This is a genomic window from Microbulbifer sp. TYP-18, from assembly GCF_040932045.1.
Classification (GTDB): domain Bacteria; phylum Pseudomonadota; class Gammaproteobacteria; order Pseudomonadales; family Cellvibrionaceae; genus Microbulbifer.
On sequence record NZ_JBFRBC010000007.1, the window covers coordinates 112,128 to 136,446 of the forward strand.

Genomic DNA, 24,319 nt, shown 5'->3' on the forward strand with positions numbered 1-24,319 from the left:
TCAGGACTCCTGTGTCACGCGCACGACTTCCTCCAGCGAAGTGACTCCGGCCAGAATTTTGGCGATACCATCTTCACGGATACTGGGTGCGACTTTGCGCGCTTCGCCGACCAGGGCGCTTTCAGAGGCGCGGTCGTGGATCAGTTGACGCATGGTTTCGTTGACTGGCACCAGCTCATAGATACCCACCCGCCCGACGTAACCGCTTTGGCTACAGGACTCACAACCCACAGGCCGGTAAATGATGGTTTTCTCAGCCGCCCCCCTGCCCAGCAATTCACATTCACTGGCGTCTGCAGGGTGCGGCGCCCTGCACTCGGGACACAGCACCCGCACCAATCGCTGAGCCAAAACGCCGATCAGGCTCGAGGACAGTAAAAAGGGCTCGATCCCCATATCCACCAGGCGGGTTACGGCCCCCAGCGCTGTGTTGGTGTGCAGAGTGGAGAGCACCAGATGGCCGGTCAGACTGGCCTGAATGGCGATCTGCATGGTCTCCAGGTCGCGGATCTCACCCACCATTACCACGTCCGGGTCCTGGCGCAGGATCGCCCGCAGGCCGCGGGCAAATGTCATGTCAGCTTTGGTGTTGACCTGGGTCTGGCCAACGCCTTCGAGGTTGTATTCTACCGGATCCTCCACCGTGAGAATATTCTTCTCGCGGCTGTTGATACTGCCCAGGCCCGCGTAGAGCGTGGTGGTTTTACCGGAACCTGTGGGGCCTGTAACCAGCAATATGCCGTGGGGCCGCGCCAGCAGTTCGGTCATAGCACCGAGATCGCGGTCGCGCATGCCCAGCTGGCGCAGATCCATCTTGCCCGCCTGCTTGTCCAGCAGGCGCATCACCACCCGCTCGCCGGCACTGGAGGGCATGGTGGATACGCGCACGTCCACCTCCCGACCCGCCATCAGCAGTGAAATACGTCCGTCTTGGGGAATGCGCTTCTCGGCGATATCCAGTTTGGCCATGACCTTGATACGGGACACCAGCAGCGGCGCCAGTGCACGGCGCGGCTCGAGTACTTCGCGCAATACCCCATCGACGCGAAAGCGCACCACCAGGCGCTTTTCAAATGTCTCGATATGGATATCCGAGGCACCCTGTTTGAGGGATTCGGCAAAGATGGCGTTGATGAGTCTGACGATGGGCGCATCGTCCTCCTGCTCGAGCAAGTCCTCGGTTTCCGGCAGCGAGTCCACCACCGCCGCCAGGTCCAGCTCCTCACCCAGCCCCTCGACGTCGGAAAGGTTGCCCCCCTCGCGATTCTCGTACTGGCGCTGCAGCGCCATGTTGAAGTCGCCCTCGTCGACAGGCTCGATATCCACTTCCAGGCCGCTCAGCCGCTGCAGCTCCGCCAGCACACCGGCGTTGATCGGCGCCACATACTGGCACCAGGGACGCCCCTCGCGCTCCACCAGCAGCACCTTGTGGCGCTTGGCAAACGCATAGGGCAGGCGCTTTGGTGTCGCAGACACCTCGCCGCTGATCATTTTTCTACCTCGAGTACCTGGACCGGCGCATCTGAGGAGCCGGACTCGTCGTAAGTGCCGGAAGGCGGCAGCAGATCCGGCAAAACCTCACCCCGGTGCCAGTCCCAAAGCAGGCTGGTTTCCCCGCGCATTTCTATCTGCTTCCGCTGCAGGTCGAGATAGCGCTTGCGGGTTTCCTCGTAGCCCGCCACCTGGTCACTCAAAATGCGCGGGCGCAGGAATACCATCAGATTGGTTTTGCGCACTCTTTTCCTGCTGGAGCGAAACAGTCGGCCGATGCCGGGAATATCGCCCAACAACGGCACCTTTGACGATGTCTCGGTCACATTGTCCTCAATCAGGCCACCGAGCACCAGAATAGCGCCGTCGTCGATCAGCACCCGCGTGCTGATCTCTCGTTTGCTGGTGACGATGTCGGAAGCACCGGTGGCATCCTCCGCAGCGGGAACCACATTTTCCACCTTCTGCTCGATATCCAGGGTCACCGAATTATTGTTGTTCACCCGCGGGGTGACATTCAGTTCGGTACCTATGTCCTCCCGCTGTATCTGTGTGAAGGGGTCATTGTTGCTGCCGGACAAAAGCTGCTCACCGGTAACGAAGGGCACATTCTGACCCACCAGTATGCTGGCCTCTTCATTGTCCAGCGCGATAATGGTGGGCGTAGACAGGATATTGGCGTTGCTCTGGGTCGCCACCGCATTCACAACCGCACGCAGGTCGGTGCCGCTGAGATAACCCAGGTTCAGGCCCCTGCCGATCAGATTGAGGGGATTCAATGATAGCGGGTTGATATCGGATATCTGGTTACCCTCATCATCGACGATAGGAGTTGGTGCCGCGTCGTTATTGAACCCCGCCACCACATCGTCGCCCGCCCCGGCGATCCACTTGATGCCCAGGTCGCTGCCGTTGTCCGCCGTCACTTCCACGATCAGCGCCTCTATCAGCACCTGAGCACGACGCACATCCAGCTTGGCGATGACCCCTTTCATGGTTTCCAGCAATGACGGCGGCGCGGTCAGTACCAGCGAATTCAGCGCTTCGTTGACCTGAATACTGACTTCCACATCCGCCGCCTGCTGGTCTTTTTCCGTCTTCTGGATGCTGCCACTCATGCCCTCGAGAATCGGTTTCAGGTCCGCCGCATTGGCGTACTGGACATAGACCACCGCCGTATTGCCGTCCCCGGCCAGTGGCTGGTCCAGGCGCGCTATCACGTTCTTGATTTGTTGTCGGGTGACCGGGTCCCCGGTGAGCAACACCGAGTTGGAGCGTTCGTCGACGGCAATACGCAACGGCTGCACGTCGGTGCCGGGTTGCTTGCCGCCGGAAATCAGCAGGTCGTTGATAACCTGTTTGATCTCCTTGGCAGAGGCGAATTGCAGTGGCACCAGCTCAATATCGATGGCGCCCGCGTGGTCGAGCTGGTGAACCAATCGCACTATCTGCTCGATATTGGCCGCACGGTCCGCAATCAACAGTGTATTGGTCTCCGCATAGGCGGCCAGGTGACCGGTTTGGGGAATAAGAGGACGGAGCATGGCGATCAGCTGCGCCGCGGAAATATTCTTGACCCGCACTGTGCGCACTACCAGGGATTCGGCCGGCGCTTTGGTACCGTTGCCGACTACTGGTATCGCCTGCTGTTTCGCCAGCGCATCGGGGACCACCTTCCAGGCTCCGCCCTGCTCCACCAGGCTAAAGCCATTGACCTGAAGCACCGACATAAAAACGTTGAAGGCCTCTTCGTGGGTCATCGGGTCGCCGGCGATCACTGTGACCTTACCCTTGACGTTAGGGTGCACAATAATGTTCTTGCCGGTGAAGTCCGCGGCCCAGTTGATCAGGTCGCGGATATCGGCATTATCCAGTGAGAGTGTGACGCGCTCCGGGGGTGGGGCCTGTGGTTGAGCCTGTGGTTGGGCCAGCACCGGTGTGGACAACAGCAGTCCCAGAAAGCCGGCGACAAACAGCCGGCGATTGAACATCCTCATCATTATTATCAGGCTCTTAAACAAAACTCTGGTATTCGAAACATTTTATTGGCGTGCTTCGCGCCTTTCACGCGCAAGGCTGCGCAATTCTTTCAGGCGCTCACGAATGGACTGTTGCTTCTCCGCTCTCGCGGCGGCATTGGCCGCATTCACCTCTACTGCCCGGCCAGCGACATTCCTGCCGGTGTAGCGACTGAGCGGCACATTGGGCCGCCCGTCGTGATCGGGGTAAGTCAGTTTTTCCATTTTCCCGTTGCGGCGCAACACTATGTGATCGATCGCCACAGAAAACAGCTCCGCCCCACCCGGCAGGCGATCACCAACGTACAGGCGCTGGGCCGGTTTTCCCTTTTCCGCAATCAGTGCGCTGGCCTTGTCCTTGGTAGAGTTATCCAGCACGCCGGACAACACGAGATTCAACTGGGTAATCGGGATATTGGCCAGATCCACATCCGGCTCCGCCTCCTGCTTGACCTCGGCGCGGCCAAAAAAAGGCGTATCGGGAATGGTTGTGCTCTGCCCGGCACTGGGCAGATTGCCATCGCGCACCACTAGCAGGGAATCCTCCCCGGCGGGCGCCAGTATCGAAGCGTAGGCCAGCAGGTTAACGGACAGCCAGCCGGCGGCCACCACCACCGAGGCGAGCGCGCCGCGCGACAGTCTTCTGCCCGGTTGGGAAGGCGCAAAGACTGATCGGAGTGACCCTGTGACACGCTGGATTGCGGACATGAACTTACCCAAAAACCTAACCGGTGGTAGCTTTTCTGTATCTTATGGCGCCTATTGTCAATCGTCGCACCCAGAAAGGCAATCCACACCAATCGGCTAAAATTTAACCATTCGGCGCGACACCAAAGCCGCAAACCGCCGCAAAGACCCGCCCACTCTGGCTTTCCGTGAGGCGGCAACAAAAGGGCGGCTAACGCCGCCCTTTTTCCACCCTAGTATATTAACCCAACTTTACAATTTGCTTTCGAACTCCGGCACCGCATCGAACAAATCCGCCACCAGCCCGTAATCTGCGACGGAGAAGATCGGCGCTTCCTCATCTTTATTTATAGCAACGATCACCTTGGAGTCCTTCATACCCGCCAGATGCTGTATGGCACCGGAGATACCCACCGCTATGTAGAGGTCCGGTGCAACTATCTTGCCGGTCTGCCCCACCTGCATGTCGTTGGGCACAAAGCCTGCATCCACCGCCGCACGGGATGCCCCCACGGCGCCGCCCAGCTTGTCGGCCAGGCGATACAGCAGATTGAAGTTGTCGCCATTCTGCATACCCCGACCACCGGAGATCACCACCTTGGCAGCGGTCAGCTCAGGGCGGTCAGACTGTGCCAGCTCCTCGCCGACAAAAGACGATACCCCCGCATCATCGGCGATATCCACAGCTTCCACCACTGCGTTACCGCCCTCGGCGGACACTGGGTCGAAGGCGGTGCTGCGGACCGAGACTACCTTGATCGCATCGGAACTCTGCACTGTAGCGATCACATTACCCGCGTAAATAGGCCGCTTGAAGGTGTCCGCCGACTCCACTGCGATGATGTCCGAAATCGGCTGCACATCCAGCAGCGCCGCGGCCCGCGGCAACATATTTTTGCCGGTGGTGGTGGCCGGTGCAAGAATATGACTGTAATCCTTGCCCAGGTCCGCCACCAGCCGGGCGACGTTCTCCGCCAGCTGATGTCCATAGGCAGGGTTGTCAGCCACCAGAACCTTGGCAACACCGTCCATTTTCGCCGCTGCCTCACCCACAGCTGCGCAGCCGGAACCCGCAACCAGCAGATGCACTTCGCCGCCGATTTCCCCGGCTGCGGCAACGGTATTGAAGGTGGCCCCTTTCAGTTCAGCGTTGTCGTGTTCCGCAATAACCAAAATACTCATCAGATCACCTTCGCTTCGTTCTTCAGTTTCTCTACCAGCTCCGCCACATCCGCCACTTTGACTCCGGCCTGGCGTTCGGCCGGCGGCTCCACTTTCAGGGTTGTAGTGCGCGGTGCTATATCCACACCCAGCTCATCGGGAGTGGTTGTATCCAGAGGCTTTTTCTTGGCCTTCATAATATTCGGCAGGGAGGCGTAGCGCGGCTCGTTCAGGCGCAGGTCCGTAGTGACAATGGCCGGCAGTTTCAGCTCCACCGTTTGCAGGCCGCCATCGATTTCCCGGGTGACCTGCACCGAGTCGCCCTCGATTGCCACTCCCGACGCGAAGGTACCCTGCCCCATGCCGGTCAGGGCGCCGAGCATCTGGCCGGTCTGGTTGTTGTCACCGTCGATAGACTGTTTGCCCAGAATCACCAGTTGCGGTTCCTCCTTGTCCACCAGTGCCTTGAGGCACTTGGCAACAGCCAGGGGTTGCAGCTCCACATCCGTCTCCACCAGAATGCCGCGATCCGCACCCAGCGCCAGTGCGGTGCGGATCTGCTCCTGGCACTGCTTGGGCCCTATGGAAACAGCCACTATCTCGCTGACGACACCTTTCTCCTTCAAGCGCACCGCCTCTTCCACCGCAATTTCGCAGAAGGGGTTGATAGACATCTTTACATTGGCGATATCGACGTCGCTACCATCCGCCTTGGGGCGAACCTTGACGTTGTAGTCGACAACGCGTTTTACAGCTACAAGAACTTTCATGGAAATCCCGTCTCGGTAAACTTTTGGAGCCGCGACTGACAGGTCAAATCGCGAACGAATTTGATTTCAGAGTCAAACGAGTGTTTGAACGCGCGATATGGTGAGCCTTCTATAGCGCAAAATCAATAGCCGGATTGAGATGGGGAAAGACTATTCACCACATCAATTTCCCTCCATAGGGACGGCTTATAGGCGGGCGCGGAGCTGCGGCAAAACGGCCTATTTGCCAGGGAAAACGGCTGCTCCTGCAATTGGTAGGGCCACTTAAAGCCCGATATAATCGTGACCCAATCCAGGGCACAAGACCCGGAGAGATAGTGTATGCAACCAGCGGAGGAGAGCGCCGTGGAACGCGAATCAATGGAGTACGATGTGGTGATCGTGGGCGCCGGTCCCGCCGGGCTGGCCGCCGCATGTCGTATCCGGCAGCTAAATGACGAGATCTCCGTGTGCGTGGTGGAGAAGGGCTCTGAGGTCGGCGCCCACATTCTGTCCGGCGCAGTGTTTGAGCCCACCGCGCTGAACGAGCTGTTTCCGGACTGGAAAGAGCGTGGCGCCCCCCTGAATACCCAGGTCCAGAGCGACGATATCTATGTTCTGCGCAATGACGAGGCCGCCATCAGGGTTCCCAACCTGTTTGTGCCCAGCACCATGCACAATCAGGGCAACTATATTATCAGCCTCGGCAACCTGTGCCGCTGGCTGGCCGAGCAAGCGGAAAACTTGGGAGTGGAAATTTTCCCGGGCTTCGCCGCAACCGAAGTACTCTTCAACGACGATGGCTCCGTCACAGGCATTGCCACCGGCGATATGGGCGTCGGCGCGAATGGGGAGCACAAGGACTCCTATATGCCGGGGATGGAGCTGCACGCCAAGTACACCCTCTTCGCCGAGGGCTGTCGCGGCCATCTGGGCAAACAATTGATCGCAAAATACCGGCTCGATGCGGACCGGGACCCACAGCACTACGGTATCGGCATCAAGGAAATCTGGAAGGTGCCCGCAGACAGGCATCAGCAGGGCCTTGTGGTCCACACCGCCGGTTGGCCACTGAACCAAAGCGGTACGCCCGGCGGCGGTTTTCTGTATCACCTGGAAGACAATCAGGTAGTGGTCGGCCTGATCACCGACCTGGCCTACCGGAATCCCCATGTGAGCCCCTTCGACGAGTTCCAGCGCTACAAGCATCACCCGGTGATCAGCCAGTATCTAGAGGGTGGGCAACGTGTGGCCTACGGGGCACGCGCCATTGTGAAGGGGGGACTGCAGTCGCAGCCGAAGATGACTTTCCCCGGTGGCCTGCTGATCGGCGACAACGCCGGCACCCTGAATTTCGCCAAAATCAAGGGCAATCACACCGCGATGAAATCCGGCATGATCGCCGCCGAGACATTGGTGGAAGCCCTGGCGGCGGATCGCAGCGGCGACGAACTCGTGGACTATGCGCGCAGATACGCCGACAGCTGGGCCTGGAAGGAGCTGCACAAACAACGCAATTTCGGCCCCGCCCAGCACAAACTGGGCAATATCCTCGGATCGGCCTACGCGTTTGTCGATCTCAATATCTTTCGCGGCAAGCTGCCCTGGACCCTGCGCGATACCGCTGCGGATCACGCCCAGCTAAAACCGGCCGCCGACTGCAAGGCAATCGACTATCCCAAACCAGACGGTGTCCTGAGCTTTGACAAACTGTCCTCGGTGTTTATCTCCAACACCAATCACGAGGAGGACCAGCCCTGCCACCTGAAGCTAAAGGATGCCGAGATACCACTGAATCACAACCTGCCCATCTACGATGAGCCGGCACAAAGATACTGCCCCGCCGCTGTCTATGAGGTTGTAGAAGACGCCAACGGCAAGCGCTTTCAGATCAATGCGCAGAACTGCGTACACTGCAAAACCTGCGACATCAAGGATCCCACCCAGAATATCGTCTGGGTGGCACCCGAAGGAGGCGGCGGCCCCAACTATCCCAATATGTAAACCCTACCGGGGCGCTGGTTCAGCGCTCCCTGGCTTCACCCTCGCCATTCCTGTTCACGCCACCCACCACCGCTCAAGGGCTACACTGACACTATTGGCCCGGCATCTAAACAAGCGCCCGGCTGCGGGCCGCAAATCGAGCGCCCAGATGCTCAATTAGTAGTGGAGGCATTGCGGACCTGTGTTGCAAACCCGGGTTGAAAACAATACCGAAGAAGTTTTTCTCATGCTGCCGGGCGTATTGCCGGGGCGATAGTGTCCCTGGCCTCTACCCAGCCAATACATCCGCTCTGGGCATCAATCCGCTGGAGGGAACAATGAAACCGGCCCTGCTGTGTATCGACCTGCAAACCCTGTTAGCCACCCGCGGGCAGGGTATCTTTGCAGACGGAGGAAAACCCCACTGGAGCCAGGAGGAGCAAGACGAATTCTTCGCCCGCCTGGAAACTTTGGTTCTGCCCAATGTGCGCAGGCTGCAAGCCGTATTCCGTGACAAGGGACTGGAGGTGTTGCACATACGCACCAGAGCCAAAACCAGCGACGGACGCGACCGGACCTTCTGGCACAAACGGGCCGGGCTGCTGGCGACGCCGGGATCCCCGGAAGCCGAATTTCTCGCCTCCGTAGTCCCCCTGGGGGATGAACTGGTCATCAATAAAACTGGTATCGGGCCCTTTGGCAACAGTAACCTGCCCGAACTGCTGATCCAGCTCAACCTGTCCCAGCTCTACTGCTGCGGTGTGCACACAGACGGCAGTATCGAATCCACCATTCGCGCGGGTGCTGATTTCGGCTACTGCCCAATCCTGGTGGAAGATGCGTGCGCAGCCGCCGGGGAAATGCGCCACAGTCTATGCGTGGGCAGACTCCAGAACCTAAGCGGCGAAATGACCACCACCGACAAACTGGTGGAGGATCTGCAACAACATCTGCGTTCGGTCAGCTAGGGAGCTATTGAAAAAGTGTTTTTCAGCAACCCGCCGTTCCAGACAGGGAATTTAAGGAGGGGAGATTGCGAAATTGTTACTGAAAGCGGGATTGGCGGGAAAAGTAACGGTAAATTTCGAACGACTCTCGATTGTTTACATTTTTATTGCAATTAGGTTTCTACTAGGGCCTGTTTACACTAACCCGACAACAAATAAATTGTCAGGTTAATATGACACAAGGATGTATCGCCGCCGGGCGAAGGCCCGCGCAAGCCCCTGGAAAACAAGCGATTGCGCGTAACTGCGCAGCTTTTCAATGACCGCAATCCAGTGGTTGAGAGATCATCTATTGGATTGCGGGGTGAATGGTGAGTAAAGACGGCTGTCAATTTGTGATAAATATTTATTGCTGCACTGAAGTCGCTGATAGGGCCGTCAACAGTTACCCAGCAAAAAAGATTTTCCGGCACTGGCAAGCCACAATTGGCTAGTCTGCCCACCGCCATGGGATTGCTCCACAGCCCAGTCGATCAACTGGTAATAGGCATCTCGCGACACCCGGGCGAAAAGCTGGTCCCGCACCGCAATATAGGGTACTGGTTGGGGCGGTTGGCCATAGGGCCGCAACTGCCAGGCGTGCTCTCCGTCCAGAGGCACCACTTCACCGGTATTGGTGGTAAACAGAATGGGGGCCCGCTCACTGTCACTGCGGGCCACTTGAGTTGCGATAAATGGCGCATCTTCCACCTGGATACGCCACTTCTCCGCCGGCGTTACCAGAAAATAGTCGTCGCCCTCCCGCTTGAGGATACTGGCAAAAAGTCTGACCAACGGCTCGCGCCTGATCTCCTCTCCCTCATGAATCCAGCGGCCGTCAGCGCGGATCTGCAGATCCATATCACCGCAGAGATCGGGGTGCCACCGGTGCACCGGTGGAAGCCCCGGGAATTGCTCCTGCAATGCCTGCAGTTGCCGAAACAGCGGCTCAGCCAAAAGTGGGGCCCGCCGCCCCGCCCCCGCTTTCACTCTGCTCCGGGGAGCGTCGTCCGGAGACATCGCCGATGTGGACACCGACGTCCATGATGAACTCCATCAAACCCTCCCGGTCCTCGATAACTTCCGCAAAAGATCGGGAGTGGTACAGCTCCACCGCACCCTGAACCAGGGCCCAGTAAGTGGAGTAGTAAAAGTAAGCCGGCACCTTTTTCAGCATGCCCTGTTCCATGCGGCGCTCAAATACCCGGTTCAACGCAGAGGCGTTGGAGTTTCGGATAGCGTGCAGCTCGGCGATCATCTCCGGCGCCAGATTCAAGGCGATCACCTTTTCCTCGAGTCGCTGGAACAATCGGTCCTTGGCCGGATCGGCCATGCGCGACTCGAAGTAGGCCCGCGCCGGTGCGGTGATATCGCCCTGCTCCGCGGTCGCCACCGCGGACTTGAGGCGCTCCGTAAGGGCCTTTTCATAGTCGATCAACAGCCGCATATAGATCTCCGTTTTGGAGATAAAATGCTTGTAGATGGTACCCTTACCGATATCCACCCGTTCGGCGATCTGCTCGACAGTGACCTTTTCCTCACCGTGTTCCAACAACAGTTCCAGCGCGGCGTCCAGAATACGTTGCTCACGAGCGCGAAAGCGTTGAACCTTCTCTCTTGCCTTATCCATACTACCGACCTTGCCTGTCCGTGAAATTGGAGACTGAAATTGACCATTCATTCATGGATGATAGGCAATTCACGCTGATTGGAAAAGCCAATCATCACTCTTTTTAGCGTCTAAAGCGTATTTTTCAGCACAAAAGGCCCACTCCCCCGGCAACATTGAGGGCCGGGCGCCCATCTGGGCAGCGATGTGTGGGAAAGGGTATCATCCGACTCCTGCATCAGCTTGGAACCGGGAAAAATGAACATAAGAAGCCCCCTGGCGCTGTGTGCGCTTTTGCCCTTCGCCTTTGCAAGCGCCGCCGACAGTGAAGTCCGTGCGCCCGCTCAGATTATCGCGGAAGCACCTGACAACCACTGGCGGCCGGCGGATTTGAACAACACCCTGTACCTGGACACTGTCGAGGGCCGGGTCATCATCGAGCTGTCGCCTCTCTTTGCACCGGTCCACACCCGCAACATCAAAGCCCTGGCGCGGGAGGGTTTCTACGATGGACTGGCCGTATACCGTGTGGCGGAGGGATTTGTCGCCCAGGGTGGCGACCTGAGCGGGGAAAAGCCTATCGAAGGGGCCAAGCGCTCACTGGCGGCGGAACTCACCCTCACTGAACTCGCCCCGGAAGCTTTCACCGCCGTCGCCGGCCCCGATGGCTATGCCCCACAGACCGGTTTTGTACGGGGATTTCCCGCTGCCCGGGATCCAGACACGGACGAGGCCTGGCTGGCCCACTGCCAGGGCGCCTTCGCCATGGCCCGTGGTGCGGAGCTGGACAGCGGCGGCACCGAGTTCTATATCGTCATCGGCCAGGCGCAGCGGTACCTGGATCGCAACACCACCGTCTTTGGCCGGGTCCTGGAGGGCATGACAACGCTGCAGAAACTGAGCCGCGGGGAGGGCCCCATGGGAATGCTGCCGCAGCCGGAGCGCAATCGTATAGAGCGGATGTGCGTGGCGGCAGACCTGCCGGAAAAAGAGCGGGTGCCGCTACAGGTAATGAAAACCGACTCCGAAAGTTTTCGGGAACTGATCGCCGCGCGGCGCCACCGCCCCGAGGACTGGTTCGTCTATCGGCCGGACTATGCGGATGTCTGCGCCGTCGGCATACCTCTGCGGGCGGCACCGGAGCTGTCTGCGCAAGTCTCTGACAAGTGAGCCCAAGGGGCGGCCTATGCCCTCCTTCTCCAACCATCTCGATAAGTGTTTTGGCGCGATAGGTAAAGGCTCGGCGCCGGAACACTGCTATCATCGCCGCCGCTGGCGGAGCCAGGGTCCCTCCCCCATACTTTTTTCGCTCTTCACTGTTTAGCAGGCTGTTGTAGTTATGACGGAAAAGCTGAGTAATCTACTGGATGTCGAGAAACTGGACCAAAATCTGTTTCGCAGCCGTCAGCATGTGGAAAACTATCGCAAGGTGCTGTTCGGCGGCCAGGTGCTGGGCCAGGCCCTGATGGCCGCAACCCGCACCGTCGAGGATCGCCTGCCCCACTCATTGCACGCCTATTTTCTGCGCCCCGGCAGCAGCGAGCTGCCGGTGATCTACTATGTGGACCCCATTCGAGACGGCGGTAGCTTTACCACCCGCCGCGTAGTGGCCCGGCAGCGGGGCCGGGCCATCTTCAATATGTCCGCCTCGTTCCAGATTCAGGAGCCCGGCTTCGACCACCAGAGTGCAATGCCATCGGGCGCCATACCCGCACCGGAAACCCTGAAAAACACCCAGCAACTGGCCGAGGAGGCGGGTCTCAAAGACGCGGCGCGCAACCAGCGACGCTATATGATTGACTTCCGCCCCGTGGACCCGCAGGGCTATTTCGGCGCCGATGTTCGAGAACCCAGCTGTATGTTCTGGTTTCGTATGGAGGGTGAAATCTCCGACAACCCGGTAGAGCACCGCTGTGCCCTCTCCTACGCTTCTGACCTGGCACTGCTGGGCACCAGTATCCAGCCCCACCCCATCTCATTGTTCGACGCCAACCTGATGCCCGCCAGCCTGGACCACGCCATGTGGTTTCACCGGGATTTTCGCGTCGACGACTGGCTCCTTTACGTCACCGACAGCCCCTCGGCCAGTGGAGCACGCGGTTTTTGCCGCGGTCAGATCTACACCAGAGAGGGGGTTCTGGTGGCCTCCGTCTGCCAGGAAGGCCTTATCCGCCGCATCGACTGACCCGGCACCGTATCCGGCTATCGCAGGCAGGCCAGTGGTATCCTCTACCGGTTGTGCTGCCAACCCGCCAGTAGATACGACATGTAGGCTGAAATAACGGCAGGAAGCTGGGGCTATACACTGGTTGTGACCTGAAAGACCATTCGATTTTTTGAGCCACAAGGATCGAGCAACTAACAATCGCAGGAACTACAGTTCCGCTGAGGTCGATAGCTGTCAATATCGCTTCAGCGACAAAAAATTTATAAGGCGCTCGAAACAGACAAGAGCTAGTGGACACTGAATCAAGGCTTCACGCGACGCCCGACCCACTAGCACTGCAAGCCTTAGGCGCTAATCCACAAATGGTAAAAAACGCGCTATAGCAGAAAAGCACATCCAAGCTTCCGCCGAAGTTGTCATCAAAATTCTCACAAGGGGATAAAGGCTGCTTTCTTTTGCCGAGTTCAAATTGTACTATCGTACTGCCTCAAACAGTCCAATCCCGTAAGTAGTAGTGCAAATTTTGTGAAGACATCAGATTTAATATTTAAATCAAAGAATATTATTTTTAATGATCAAAAATTAGCAAGAAAGCAAAAATACTTGATATTTATGCACTCAAATAGTTGTTACAAGAGGAGCCGCCATCCAAGAATTTTCAACATTGCTATCTATGCTAAAAAATAGAAAAAAACATATCTATTTTCACTTACCTATTACCAAGGTGATCAACTTTCCACTAGCTGAAATAGATAGCAAATATTAAACAGGCATATAGGTATACGCTAGCTTTAGGTGGGACACTTGGAAGTATTTCAAAATCCCGGCATATGCACCTATAAAAAGGACAAATTCAATGAAAAAAATTCAAATTCAATTGATCTGCGCCCTGACCATAGTATTCTTTTTATCTGGATTATCCGCAAAAACTTTCGCTGATGGACTTCCAGGCAAGAATAATGAAAATCCAAACCAACCTACTGGTGGCACTGCCTTATTGATGGCAAACGGCATTTACGATCCCTTCGACTCAGATTTCATCCCGCCAACACCAGATGAGTTCGACACTATTATCATGGGTCGAGATGAAGCGGAGAAGCTTGAGCGCCGACAGCTGGCAATCGATTACTTTAAAGACCGCTTTGGCATAGATTTAACCAATGGATCTGCGGATTTTGGCAACATTGTACTGATGGAATCCGTTTTTGATCCAAGGAATAACTATCGCGCCTACCAGTTACCATCGAAAGCGAGAAAAAGGCAGAAATCCTCAAAGGTAGGCTGGATAGTTTATGATCGACAGTATGTTATGTTTGTGGGCGCACAAGGGCTAAGCTCTACCTTAACCGGATCCTGGGGAGGTAGTACTGGCATAGTTGTAGCGGCCGGTACAGTTGCTGTAGATGGTGATTACCTGGTTCAGGGAACCAATCACTTTCAGCTAAGCCACCCTAAAAACTTGTATTTAAGGTTTCAGAGTGTCGATCCAATTTTCAACGCGGCCTCGGGAGATATAAAATTCAATTGTGTTTTGCTAGATGAAGATGGAGAAATCATCGGCGCTGCTATCGGCCGACAGGAGTTTGTACCGCTGGGTGATGGCAACCTCTTTCAAATGGCCGTGCAAAATGTATGGCAGTTTCCTGCTCCACTATGGGCGCTTCCATAGTATCGCCTAAACTGCGCGTGACATTCGCTAGACACTAGTTTTCACAGCCTTAAACACTGAATTGGCAGTCGGTGATATGCTACTAATTTGAGCAAGCTTCTTCGGGATTGGTTACCACTATTTGAAATCCTGTACTGTTATGTGGATAGCCAATTCCATAAATAGGCAAATTTTATGAACCGCAAGATCTTCTATGCGGTTTTGCGGCGCCGTGAAAACCGTGTATTCGGGACGTCGCTATCTAAGCGGCAGGTAAAGGGTATCGAGGGGATTCTCGATGCCTTCGAGACCCATGGTGACGGCCGGCCAAAAACACTGGCCTACGCCTTGGCAACCGCCAGGCATGAAACAGCCGGGCGCATGGTACCGGTGCGCGAAACCCTGGCCAAGGATGACGCCACCGCCCGCCGCAGGCTGCGCAAAGCCAGATACGCGCAGCCGGAGCCCCCCTATGGACACAGCTATTACGGCCGGGGGCAGGTACAACTGACCTGGAAACGGAACTATGAGCGTTCCAGTGCCGATGCCGGGGTCGATTTGGTCAAGTTCCCCGATAAGGCACTGGAACCCGAGATAGGCGCACGCATTCTGATCTGCGGCCTTTTGGACGGCCGCTGGAACAGCAGTGGACACGGTATCGCCCACTATCTGCCAAGCTTCGGCAAGGACGATCTAAAAAACGCCAGACGCACTGTAAATATCACCAATAAATGGCAGCTGATCGCCGGGTATTACCGCGCCTTCCTAAAGGCTATCAATGAGGCTGGCGGCTTGGAAACCCAGGAAACAATGCTCATCCAGACAGCCGCCAGGGAAATCAATCACCCTACTTTCAAGCCAAAGCCAAAATCCTAGAAAATACAAACCCTTCCGGTTCAAGCCATGGCCTTCACTTCAGCCACGGCCGTATCAATCTCTGCCGGAGCGTTGAGCAGGCTCGGTGCGAAGCGGGCATAGGATTTGCGGTAGGGCGTAGCACTGGCAATGATCCCCCTATCGTGCAGGCGCTTAACAACATCCACCTGGGGTACACCATCGACGTCGAAGCATACCAGACCGGATGAAAGCTCCGGTGACATCGGCGTGTAGAGCTTGACGTGGTCCAGTTCGGCAAGTCCCTGCTTGGCCTGCAAATTCAAAGCATGAATGCGCTCTTGCACCCGCGCCTTGCCCAGGGATAGATGCAGATCGAAGGCTGCGGGCAGGGCCCAGCGATACTCAAAAGAATGAAAGCCGCCCGGAGTCATGTGCTGGCCTACCGGCACCTTATCCGGCGTCGTCAGGCCCAACCAAACATTATAGCTTTCGCTAAAGCTGGGAATGACAGGACGGGTCATAGACCAGGCGCGCTCGTTGCCCCAGATGACACCAGTGCCGCGCGGGCCGAAGATCCACTTGTGGGTGCCGGCCATAAAAAAGTCACAACCCAGTTGGCTGATGTCCTGATCTTCGACACCGAATCCATGCACGCCATCCACACAAAACAGAATCTGGTCGCGCTTATCACGCTTAAAGTTAGCCTCGTCGATGACGTTAGACATGGCTTTGATCGGCAGCTTGACACCGGTAGAGGAGTGCACCCATGTACAAGCGAAGACCCGGGTCTCGGATTTAAGGGCATCGCGCAACCGGCTGCAGACACCATCTACCGACACTTGGGCTGGATCGTCGTACAACGAAACCTGGCGAACGCTGGCCCCAGTGCGCTTGGCGCGTAGCTGCAGCGATAAGTCGGTGGAATAATGGTCGTGAGTGGTTTGCAGCACCTCCGTACCGGGGGCGAGTTGCAAGCCACTGTAGACCATGGCCAAGCTCATGGTGGTGCTGTCGGTTAGCGCGATTTGACTGCCGGTGCCGCCCATGTAGCGTGCTGCGCTGTCGGTGATTTTGCCATCAATGGTCTTGAAATGGCGGTGCCAGTAATCGGCTGGATTTTCGTCAAAGGCCCTTCGATGCATTTCGATGGCCTCCGCAACCGGGCGCGGATGCGAAGCCAGTAGAAACGTCGCCAACTGTATGTAGTCGCGGGTCAGTGGAAATAGGTCGCGGAATGCGTCCCAACTTGTCGCGGCGCGGCCAATGCTCGCCGGAGCAGCCTGTGCTACGCCAGCGCCGTTCAATGTAACGGTGCCGATTACCAGCCCCGCTCTCTGCAGAAACTCCCTTCTCTTCATGATCGCCCCCCGGAGCGCTTTCCATAAGCTCCCACCATAGACTACAGAGACCACAATGCCAAGCGCTCAATAACAATTCTAATTAGATCTCTATTGCAGATAATTTTGGCTCAGGAAAAGTTATTTTTATGTAAAACCTGAACATAAGTAGGCCTTGCCATAGTCAAACCAGTAATCCACTGCTTTTCGAGGAGTTGTGTCAGATTAATCTAAACCAATCCATGTCAGGTCAAATGCGATAGCTCTGTCTCTGCTAAAATCCAGATAAAAAGATTACGATGCCAAAAAAAGCAAGTGATATGCTATCGAAGACAGTATCTGCAATGGTCAAGGAGTATCGCCCCAAAAAATTTTGGGCACCCGCTATTTCCATTCAATCGCAAGCCTCTCCACTAAGTGGACAATTCAAAACTACAACCTTCTGCCCGTTAATAAAGACCGGCTGGTGTGAGCCCGTAAGAAATTACCAGTTCAATATATCTCCCGGGAAATGGCTTCAACTATAACGACGGCAGGAAAACTCCTCCTCCCTGAAGTATTCGTTTTTGAACATGAAATCACGGTACCCATAAAGGCACTCTTTCCGGAACTTGCCATTAGAGGTTTCGATTTCACCTTCCTCGGGGGCGGTAGACATGACTAGAAACTGCATGGACTGGAAAATGGGGAGCAGATCGAGGGCTGGGAACCTTTTTGCGCTGTGAAATGCAGATAAAAGCTAAAATTAATAAAATCTGCCAATCTAATTGTTTTTTACAATGAAAAGATTGCACGAGTGTGCCGTAAGAACTGAGGTTTATCACAGTAGGAACGTGGTTGAAAAATCACAGCCCAGACGTCGGACCTTATGCCCGAACCATTCAACTATGGGGGAGTTCAGTGCAGATCCCAGCGAGGAAGCCTGGAAGAGTTTGGCTACTTCGTGACCTGCCTCCAGGCGACCTGGTCGGTGAAGAAACCAATAGTTCAGCCACTTTAGAAGGCCGAAAGGCGCAGCAATCGAGAGAGTGCTCTCTGCAGGCATGCGAAACAACTGGTAGATTCAGCACTTTAGTGTTCGCAGAAGCAAACTCGTGGGTGGCCCTAACAGCCTCGGAATCAAAACAGCGGAAGTTGGTCGGGGATAGAGGATTCGAACCTCCGACCTTACCGTCCCGAACGGTACGCGCTACCAGGCTGCGCTAATCCCCGATGAAGTCGGCGCGGATAGTAGCGGCGAGTTCGAATTTTGTAAAGAGGTGGCAATTACATCCCAAGTTACGCCTTCGGATATGTTACCTCTAATGCTCCGCACAAAAAGGACACAAACTTATGCTAAGTTATTGGTTTTTAAGTGTTTATTCACCCAAGGATACTTAGCTTTGGAGAAAAGGATTATAGGCCAAAATCCTGGCAAATCGGAAAATGAAGGCATAGAAATCTTTTTATTGCAATTTTTTAGTCGAAAATTTCAAAAAAGTCTTTTATTAAGAGCAAAAACTGTTCGGTGAACATAACGAATTCAATCTCCTCCCGAGCCAGCCTTGTCCAGGCTGGTCAACTAACAACGCAGAGGTGGTCCCCTGCCAATCAACAATTCTCTTTTTTGCTGACCCATCCATACTCCACAAGGATAATAATTAGACAGCCTACTAATCTCACTTGTACGTTTATCATCTGAGCAAGCGACCTCCTCATAAACTCCTTACCATTGGAATCAGATATTCCTCCATAAGTAATAACTAAAGGCTTGAAATTGGTAGCTTCACCGTACGCCGGTGCAAAGGATTCCCGAACCTTGATCTTCGAATAAAAATTATCCGAGATCCAAGTATCTCAGCATACTATTGCAATATAATTGACTCGGTTGTGAAACAAATAGGCGTAGGCGCGCAATTTTGCATGAACAGAAAGGGTTTTGATAAATTTCTGAACAACGCTCACTTGTGGAAATCTAAGCTAGCCCTGTCCGCTCCACGCTCACAATACAAAGTCATTTTTCCAACGCACATTTACAACGAACAAAACAGCCTTTTTCAAACCATCTAATAATTCCTTCCGCTTAGCTGGCCATATCGGCAAGGATCGCCCGATAGGCAACAAAGTCCCAAATTGGCACCGAAGCGCTTAGCTGCCAATTAACAAGCTATTTTTTCGTCGATCGACATAATTACGCCTATCACTTAAGATAAAAATTAAATCTTTGGCAGCCACAAAATAGGCTTTCAAATATTTGTATTAAATTTGGCGGAAATTTACTCATGAATTTGAGAGATTTCACATTATTTTCACAACAAAACTTAACACCTTGATGCTAAGATTGGCGGGATCGTAACTTTCCTAGTCGCGATAAAAAAGATTCAACATACAATAAGGTAAGGAATATGACTCCAAAAAATCTATTGATGGTATCAGTATTAGCACTAGGCCATTTTTCCTCATTACCTGTGCTATCTGCCGACATGACTTGTCATCTGAGTGTGAGCGGAGGCAACGTAGTTGGCAACGGCACCTCCTACTGTTTTGGTCAGGACTTTAGTTTCGGCGGCTCAACCTCAGGACGATGGAGTATTACAAACATTACAAAATCTATAGATAAAATTGACTGGAGAAAAGGCTGCAGCGCAGGCCTTTCATGCACTGTGACTGTTCATGCGTATACAATCAACAAGGGAGAGGCCTACATTCACTACGATGATGGCAGTATAGAATTTGTGGAAGCGACGATGGAGTATGAAACAGGATTCTAAGAACAGCGACAAATATCGCGCTCCGATCATAAATTTTCATAGCGGGAAAACCGCAATATATTTTTGTAGCTTTTACCGAGAGAGTGAATATTCTATTGCAGGAATTTACCAAAGTAGGTGGGCGGGGAAACGCAGTATTCCCCACCCTTTCTGTCCATATTAAACTTGGCCTTGAAAACAGTATCCAATGCGCACACTGCGAACAGTATTCTCTTTACAGAGAAATCGAAACTGACTAGCAATGAAAAAGTTGATTTTAGGGAAATCTTACTTCCCAGGCTTAGAATGATTGGAGGCAACCTTCAATATTTTTGAGCCTTCCAGCGTTCTTCTGGGCAGTGCTAACGCGTCGATACAAGCCTGATTTCCAACGCATAATCTCTAAATCAGACTACGGCTTCAACTGTTATAGATTATGCTTATTAGTAGACTCCAGATATTAAAGTCCATATCGCTGGTATTAGGAGTCCGCATCTTCGCTCTTACCATTCGGAATAATATGCACTGCCAGTGTCATGCCAGTCGCCGATGAAGTCGGCTCGAAGTTCTAAGGAGATTTTTGGCGTCAAGCCTCCGCCCCTGATATCCCCATTCATCTAATCTGTACCTTTAGAGGATATGTTGTGCCTCTGTCTCCAGGTTTCTGCCGTGCAGATCCAGCGAAACTGATCCGACCCACACCAGCACTTGCGGGTGAATTTCGACGCCTGCTACCGGAATATGGATATTCCGGCAAAATCGGTGACGCCTAAGTCGTTGATTTTGAGAGAAAATTGAAAATCACATTTTTCGCTTTTCATGTTTAGAAAAAGGCTGGGTGCCTTTTTCAACAACCTGCTAGAGGAGTAACCGGATGTCATACCGCGGATCCACAGCTACTGCCGGGAACACCGTCATCTACAGGGCTTTCACCATCTTCTTCACAACCTTCACTTTGATGATTTTCGCGCCTGTTTACTCCCAGCAGTTTGACGCCCCCTTTTACGCGCTGCAGAAACGACACCAGGATCAATGGCAGCAGGAGGATAAGCAGATAGAGCGGAAATTGGCTGCACTGGAAAAGCGGTTCAAAAAAAAGCCCAACATCATTTTCATACTGACCGACGATATCGGCTGGGGCGAGCTTGGGTGGCAGGGAGGTGGCAAACACCGCGGCACTCCGACACCGACCCTGGACCGGATGGCCTCTGAAGGCATGCGTTTCTGGGCCGCCTATGCCGAACCCTCCTGCACCCCCACCCGCATTGCCATCAATACCGGGCGCCACCCGGTCCGTACAGGGCTGCTGAGTGTACTTTGGCCGGGGCAACCCGAAGGCCTGAGCCCAAAGGAAGTCACCATTGCCGAACTGCTCTCCGACGCTGGATATCACACCGCAATGTGGGGCAAGTGGCACCTGGGTGACGCCCCCGAGCATGCGCCGGAAAACCAGGGCTTTGAGCAGTCCTACTATGGCCTTTTCAATGGCGCCCCGGATGCCTGGCAGGACTCACAGGCAATGTACGAGACCCCCATGCCGGTCAATGCCGCATTCCACGATTTTCCCGGGTACGAGGAATATGCTGAGCGGACAGGTATCGACCTTTCCGTCGCCGGCTATATCGGTGCTAAGGGCAAACCGCGCAAGCCCATTCCAGGCCCAGCGGGCAAACTGGGTTTCGGTCGGCAGGAGGCCTTCGAGAACGAATCCAATCGCCAGATGCTGGACTATATTCGCGACAAGGCGGGATCAGACAGGCCCTTCTTCATCTACTGGGCCAGCTATGCACTCCAGATTACCGGAGCCAGGGCCCACCAGCAGGATGCCGGTGTCGACAAAGTGAATGCCCAGGCCTCGATGATGGTCCTGCACAACAAGCATGTCGATAATTTGCTCAAGACGCTGGAGGCCGAGGGGATTGACGAGAATACCCTTGTGGTCTGGTGGAGCGACAATGGGCCCATGTACGCCTACTATCCCACCTCCGGGTATACACTGCTGCGCGGTGCCAAGGGCGATACCCTGGAGGGGGGCGTCAGGGTGCCAGCCATGGCCTGGTGGCCGGGCATGATCGAGCCGAACCAGGATCCGGTGGATATCATCCATGTCACCGACCTCTTCACCACCGCCGCCTACCTGGCCGGAGTCAAGGAAAAAATCCCCGGAGATCGGGTGACGGACGGTATCGACCAGACAGCCCTCCTGTTGCTGGGCGAAGGGCATGGTCGCCGCAACTATATGATGCATTACAGTGGGCCCAAACTCGCTGCGGTGCGCTACGAGGACTTCAAAGTCCACCTGACTCAGCCCAAAGGCGGACTTCCCGGCATGGAGTTTTACAACGTCAAGCGGGACCCCGGAGAGAGGTATGGCAAGCTCTATCCGGGCCTGTTTGCGGTTGCACCTATCCAGAAATTCATCGGCAGCCACGAAGCGCTGATCGAAAAGTTTCCAAACCGGGATCCAGCGGAGTCGCGGGCCAAACAGCACGATTAACCGGCCTTTAGCCCCCTATCGATTGGGTTACCCTCTTTACAACCCCACTCGATTCGCCGGAACCGCCTGTTCTTCAGTGGCTTGAGCCCGGCAGCAGGCTAAACTCGTCCATCGGCCAACTCCTAATCCTCCGGCCGCCACAGGAGCCCGCAGGAACAGCGAACCAGTGAACGGATGGGCCCTTTTCATAGCACCCAACAGCTTCATAGCGCAAATTGTCGACCTGCCCTGCCAATTGCCATCCCAAGCCCCGCACCGGGATAGAGCCATCCAGTCGGCCATTTTGGTACCCGGACAATTGTCTGGGGTCCATGGCACCGGTACCCTAGTTTCCTGTCCAACCCTGCAAGTCTTAAAATTTAAAGGGCCCCAATGTTCCGCCACTACCCGATTCTGTTCCTTGTTGTTGCCGCAAGCTGGCTTTTCACAACGGCGGCCCATGCCGCCAGCAGCGAGGGGTTTGAACTGCTTTACCAGGTGGAGATTTCGCCGGAAACCGGAATGGCGGAAGTTGCCATTCAACTCCAGGGCAAACGGCTGCCCAAACAACTGGTTGTCCACTTCAGGGGAGAGAGATACAGCGATATTGAGAGCCAGGACCCAATCCAGGTGGACGGGGAGAAGGTCAGGTGGACACCGCGAGGCAACCGGGCCCGCCTCAGTTATCGCTTTGCCATCGACCATCAGCGCTCCTCCGGTGGCTACGACTCCCGCATCACCGATGACTGGACCATTTTGCGCAGCGACCGGCTGATCCCCCCTATCTCCGCCACCATGGAACCGGGCCTAAGCGCCCGCGCGTCCCTGCAGCTCGCCCTGCCGGACGAGTGGACATCCGCGCTGCCCTATGAAAAGCTGGACGACAATGTCTACCGGATCAAGGATCCGGAGCGCCGCATCAAGCGCCCCAAAGGATGGATGATCGCCGGCCGTATTGGCAGCCGCCAGGACATGATCGCCGGTACCAATACCAAGGTATCCGCCCCCCTCGGCGAAAATATTCACCGCCAGGACACTCTGGCCTTCCTCAACTGGAATCTGCCTTATATCCGGCAGGTTTTCCCCGATTTTCCCGACCACCTGCTGGTGGTGACTGCCGCGGATCCCATGTGGCGAGGCGGCCTGTCCGGCACCCGCTCCCTGTTCATGCACTCCGAGCGGCCCCTGATCAGCGGCAATCGCACCAGCAGCATGATTCACGAACTGATACATGTGGCCACCGGTATACGAGGTGACCGTGAAAGTGACTGGATTGTGGAAGGCCTGGCGGAATTCTACTCACTGGAAATACTGCGGCGCTCCGGCGGCATCAGCCAGTTGCGTTACGATGAGGCCATGGCCAGGCTGGCGGAATGGGGCCAACAGGCACCCAGCCTCCTGGTGCCAAGCTCCTCCGGCGCAGTTACAGCCAGGGCGGCAACCCTGATATATGCCCTGGATAAGGAGATCCGCGCGGTGAGCCATGGCGCGGCCAGTATCGACGACGTCGCCCGCAAGCTGGCGGAGACCCGTGGAGAAGTCAGTCTTGCGGGATTTCGCCAGTTGGCGGAGCAGGTCGCGGGCGGGCCACTGAAAACCCTCGACAGAGACCGCCTGGGCGGAGAAGGCAAAAATACCGACAGGTAAATTAAGCACAAAAAAAGCCCTGACGACGGGGGGGGGAGAGCGTCAGGGCCAAGACCATTAGGAGTGAAACTTGGAGGATTTCATCCTTACTACGCAGCGGGCAGCAGCTCCTCAGAGTTGCCCTACCGGCATTACTAAACACTTTGGGGGGAGCATGTGCTAGCCAGTTATCAAGAATTATCGAACAAGGCCAGGGAAATGCCAGTCGAAGTCCCCCAACACACTAGAATAAATGGGAATAGCCATAGCTTAATCTATTCGAATTCCTATTAACCAAAGTGAATAATCGAACTAAGCAACCTCTCGTCCAGCCCGGTCCCCGTCATGCCCCGGGAAACGTCCATCGCGGGCGCCTGTGGCCGTTTCTCTTGACTATTCCTGCGCAGCACCTAGAATAGCGCCTTCTTACGCCCCTAGAGGCGCGTAAGTATAGGAAAATGCTGGGATTTTTTCGGTCTACCGGTAGAATCTGGAGCTTTTTCCACCTCACTTTTTAGTGGGGTTTAAGGCTAGGTGGCAGAGTGGTCATGCAGCGGACTGCAACTCCGTGTACGCCGGTTCGATTCCGACCCTAGCCTCCATCCCCTTCCCGGCTATTGTCTGCCAGGCTCATTCAGATGCCAGACATGCCCAGCTCAGCCAGTGAAACCCGCTGGTGAACGGGATAGGAGGAGCATGGATTAGAACCCAGCGTGCCGTCGCTACAGATAAGGTGGCGTATCCCGCGCCTATGGCGTTCTAAATCGACAATGCGGACGTGGTGGAATTGGTAGACACAAGAGACTTAAACCAAC

17 protein-coding genes and 2 tRNA genes are annotated in these 24,319 nt (G+C 55.2%); 10 read left to right on the forward strand and 9 right to left on the reverse strand.

The window, feature by feature from the left end:
- The 5 genes from gspE to ABVT36_RS08615 form a co-directional block, all read right to left on the reverse strand.
- Entirely contained in the window at nt 1-1,491 is a 1,491-nt protein-coding gene (gene gspE, locus ABVT36_RS08595; protein ID WP_368456188.1) for a type II secretion system ATPase GspE, read from the reverse strand.
- Nucleotides 1,488-3,491, reverse strand: coding sequence for a type II secretion system secretin GspD (gene gspD / locus ABVT36_RS08600; RefSeq protein WP_367149398.1), 2,004 nt, complete (start codon nt 3,489-3,491; stop codon nt 1,488-1,490). Before gspD ends, gspE begins: the two co-directional genes overlap by 4 nt.
- Before the next feature lie 42 nt (nt 3,492-3,533).
- Complete coding sequence (locus ABVT36_RS08605) at nt 3,534-4,217, reverse strand: type II secretion system protein N (protein WP_368456189.1); 684 nt, start codon at nt 4,215-4,217, stop codon at nt 3,534-3,536.
- 231 nt (nt 4,218-4,448) lie between these two features.
- On the reverse strand, nt 4,449-5,378 hold the full coding sequence (locus ABVT36_RS08610) for an electron transfer flavoprotein subunit alpha/FixB family protein (protein WP_368456190.1): 930 nt from the start codon (nt 5,376-5,378) through the stop codon (nt 4,449-4,451).
- Nucleotides 5,378-6,127 carry an electron transfer flavoprotein subunit beta/FixA family protein gene (locus tag ABVT36_RS08615; RefSeq protein WP_368456191.1) on the reverse strand — a complete coding sequence of 250 codons (750 nt, stop codon included), beginning with the start codon at nt 6,125-6,127 and terminating at the stop codon, nt 5,378-5,380. Before ABVT36_RS08615 ends, ABVT36_RS08610 begins: the two co-directional genes overlap by 1 nt.
- A gap of 321 nt (nt 6,128-6,448) precedes the next feature.
- On the opposite strand from ABVT36_RS08615, the gene ABVT36_RS08620 reads away from it, so the two are divergent.
- Together ABVT36_RS08620 and ABVT36_RS08625 are read left to right on the forward strand one after the other, a co-directional pair.
- Entirely contained in the window at nt 6,449-8,110 is a 1,662-nt protein-coding gene (locus tag ABVT36_RS08620; protein WP_368456192.1) for an electron transfer flavoprotein-ubiquinone oxidoreductase, read from the forward strand.
- A 317-nt stretch (nt 8,111-8,427) separates the two neighbouring features.
- Nucleotides 8,428-9,057, forward strand: a complete 630-nt coding sequence (locus tag ABVT36_RS08625) for a cysteine hydrolase (RefSeq protein WP_368456193.1) — start codon at nt 8,428-8,430, stop codon at nt 9,055-9,057.
- A gap of 417 nt (nt 9,058-9,474) precedes the next feature.
- Here the strand turns inward: ABVT36_RS08625 and ABVT36_RS08630 are convergent, their stop codons facing one another.
- Both ABVT36_RS08630 and ABVT36_RS08635 read right to left on the reverse strand, forming a co-directional pair.
- Complete coding sequence (locus ABVT36_RS08630; RefSeq protein ID WP_368456194.1) at nt 9,475-10,032, reverse strand: DUF1285 domain-containing protein; 558 nt, start codon at nt 10,030-10,032, stop codon at nt 9,475-9,477.
- Nucleotides 10,025-10,705, reverse strand: coding sequence for a TetR/AcrR family transcriptional regulator (locus tag ABVT36_RS08635; protein ID WP_367152787.1), 681 nt, complete (start codon nt 10,703-10,705; stop codon nt 10,025-10,027). The genes ABVT36_RS08630 and ABVT36_RS08635 overlap by 8 nt, the downstream gene beginning before the upstream one ends.
- A gap of 237 nt (nt 10,706-10,942) precedes the next feature.
- On the opposite strand from ABVT36_RS08635, the gene ABVT36_RS08640 reads away from it, so the two are divergent.
- From ABVT36_RS08640 to ABVT36_RS08655, 4 genes are all read left to right on the forward strand, one after another.
- Nucleotides 10,943-11,854 carry a peptidylprolyl isomerase gene (locus tag ABVT36_RS08640; RefSeq protein WP_368456195.1) on the forward strand — a complete coding sequence of 304 codons (912 nt, stop codon included), beginning with the start codon at nt 10,943-10,945 and terminating at the stop codon, nt 11,852-11,854.
- A 169-nt stretch (nt 11,855-12,023) separates the two neighbouring features.
- Nucleotides 12,024-12,869, forward strand: coding sequence for an acyl-CoA thioesterase (locus ABVT36_RS08645; RefSeq protein ID WP_368456196.1), 846 nt, complete (start codon nt 12,024-12,026; stop codon nt 12,867-12,869).
- A gap of 838 nt (nt 12,870-13,707) precedes the next feature.
- Nucleotides 13,708-14,520, forward strand: coding sequence for a hypothetical protein (locus ABVT36_RS08650; protein WP_368456198.1), 813 nt, complete (start codon nt 13,708-13,710; stop codon nt 14,518-14,520).
- 174 nt (nt 14,521-14,694) lie between these two features.
- Nucleotides 14,695-15,375, forward strand: coding sequence for a glycoside hydrolase family 19 protein (locus ABVT36_RS08655; RefSeq protein WP_368456199.1), 681 nt, complete (start codon nt 14,695-14,697; stop codon nt 15,373-15,375).
- Between the two features lie 20 nt (nt 15,376-15,395).
- On the opposite strand, the gene ABVT36_RS08660 is transcribed toward ABVT36_RS08655, so the two are convergent.
- Nucleotides 15,396-16,694, reverse strand: coding sequence for an aminotransferase class V-fold PLP-dependent enzyme (locus ABVT36_RS08660; RefSeq protein WP_368456200.1), 1,299 nt, complete (start codon nt 16,692-16,694; stop codon nt 15,396-15,398).
- A gap of 1,114 nt (nt 16,695-17,808) precedes the next feature.
- Nucleotides 17,809-17,885: transfer RNA gene (locus ABVT36_RS08665), tRNA-Pro, on the reverse strand.
- A gap of 1,172 nt (nt 17,886-19,057) precedes the next feature.
- On the opposite strand from ABVT36_RS08665, the gene ABVT36_RS08670 reads away from it, so the two are divergent.
- The 4 genes from ABVT36_RS08670 (at nt 19,058) to ABVT36_RS08685 (ending at nt 24,106) form a co-directional block, all read left to right on the forward strand.
- Nucleotides 19,058-19,423, forward strand: coding sequence for a hypothetical protein (locus ABVT36_RS08670; protein WP_368456201.1), 366 nt, complete (start codon nt 19,058-19,060; stop codon nt 19,421-19,423).
- 853 nt (nt 19,424-20,276) lie between these two features.
- Nucleotides 20,277-21,899, forward strand: coding sequence for a sulfatase-like hydrolase/transferase (locus tag ABVT36_RS08675; RefSeq protein WP_368456202.1), 1,623 nt, complete (start codon nt 20,277-20,279; stop codon nt 21,897-21,899).
- A 372-nt stretch (nt 21,900-22,271) separates the two neighbouring features.
- Entirely contained in the window at nt 22,272-23,525 is a 1,254-nt protein-coding gene (locus ABVT36_RS08680) for a hypothetical protein (protein ID WP_368456203.1), read from the forward strand.
- A gap of 507 nt (nt 23,526-24,032) precedes the next feature.
- Nucleotides 24,033-24,106: transfer RNA gene (locus tag ABVT36_RS08685), tRNA-Cys, on the forward strand.
- Nucleotides 24,107-24,319: the final 213 nt, after the last annotated feature.

Coding starts and splice junctions, on each gene's coding strand:
- gspD (WP_367149398.1), bottom strand. CDS start 3,491: ATGATGAGGATGTTCAATCGCCGGCTGTTTGTCGCCGGCTTTCTGGGA.
- ABVT36_RS08625 (WP_368456193.1), top strand. CDS start 8,428: ATGAAACCGGCCCTGCTGTGTATCGACCTGCAAACCCTGTTAGCCACC.
- ABVT36_RS08675 (WP_368456202.1), top strand. CDS start 20,277: ATGTCATACCGCGGATCCACAGCTACTGCCGGGAACACCGTCATCTAC.
- ABVT36_RS08645 (WP_368456196.1), top strand. CDS start 12,024: ATGACGGAAAAGCTGAGTAATCTACTGGATGTCGAGAAACTGGACCAA.
- ABVT36_RS08615 (WP_368456191.1), bottom strand. CDS start 6,127: ATGAAAGTTCTTGTAGCTGTAAAACGCGTTGTCGACTACAACGTCAAG.
- ABVT36_RS08635 (WP_367152787.1), bottom strand. CDS start 10,705: ATGGATAAGGCAAGAGAGAAGGTTCAACGCTTTCGCGCTCGTGAGCAA.
- gspE (WP_368456188.1), bottom strand. CDS start 1,491: ATGATCAGCGGCGAGGTGTCTGCGACACCAAAGCGCCTGCCCTATGCG.
- ABVT36_RS08605 (WP_368456189.1), bottom strand. CDS start 4,217: ATGTCCGCAATCCAGCGTGTCACAGGGTCACTCCGATCAGTCTTTGCG.
- ABVT36_RS08650 (WP_368456198.1), top strand. CDS start 13,708: ATGAAAAAAATTCAAATTCAATTGATCTGCGCCCTGACCATAGTATTC.
- ABVT36_RS08610 (WP_368456190.1), bottom strand. CDS start 5,378: ATGAGTATTTTGGTTATTGCGGAACACGACAACGCTGAACTGAAAGGG.
- ABVT36_RS08670 (WP_368456201.1), top strand. CDS start 19,058: ATGACTCCAAAAAATCTATTGATGGTATCAGTATTAGCACTAGGCCAT.
- ABVT36_RS08640 (WP_368456195.1), top strand. CDS start 10,943: ATGAACATAAGAAGCCCCCTGGCGCTGTGTGCGCTTTTGCCCTTCGCC.
- ABVT36_RS08620 (WP_368456192.1), top strand. CDS start 6,449: ATGCAACCAGCGGAGGAGAGCGCCGTGGAACGCGAATCAATGGAGTAC.
- ABVT36_RS08660 (WP_368456200.1), bottom strand. CDS start 16,694: ATGAAGAGAAGGGAGTTTCTGCAGAGAGCGGGGCTGGTAATCGGCACC.
- ABVT36_RS08655 (WP_368456199.1), top strand. CDS start 14,695: ATGAACCGCAAGATCTTCTATGCGGTTTTGCGGCGCCGTGAAAACCGT.
- ABVT36_RS08680 (WP_368456203.1), top strand. CDS start 22,272: ATGTTCCGCCACTACCCGATTCTGTTCCTTGTTGTTGCCGCAAGCTGG.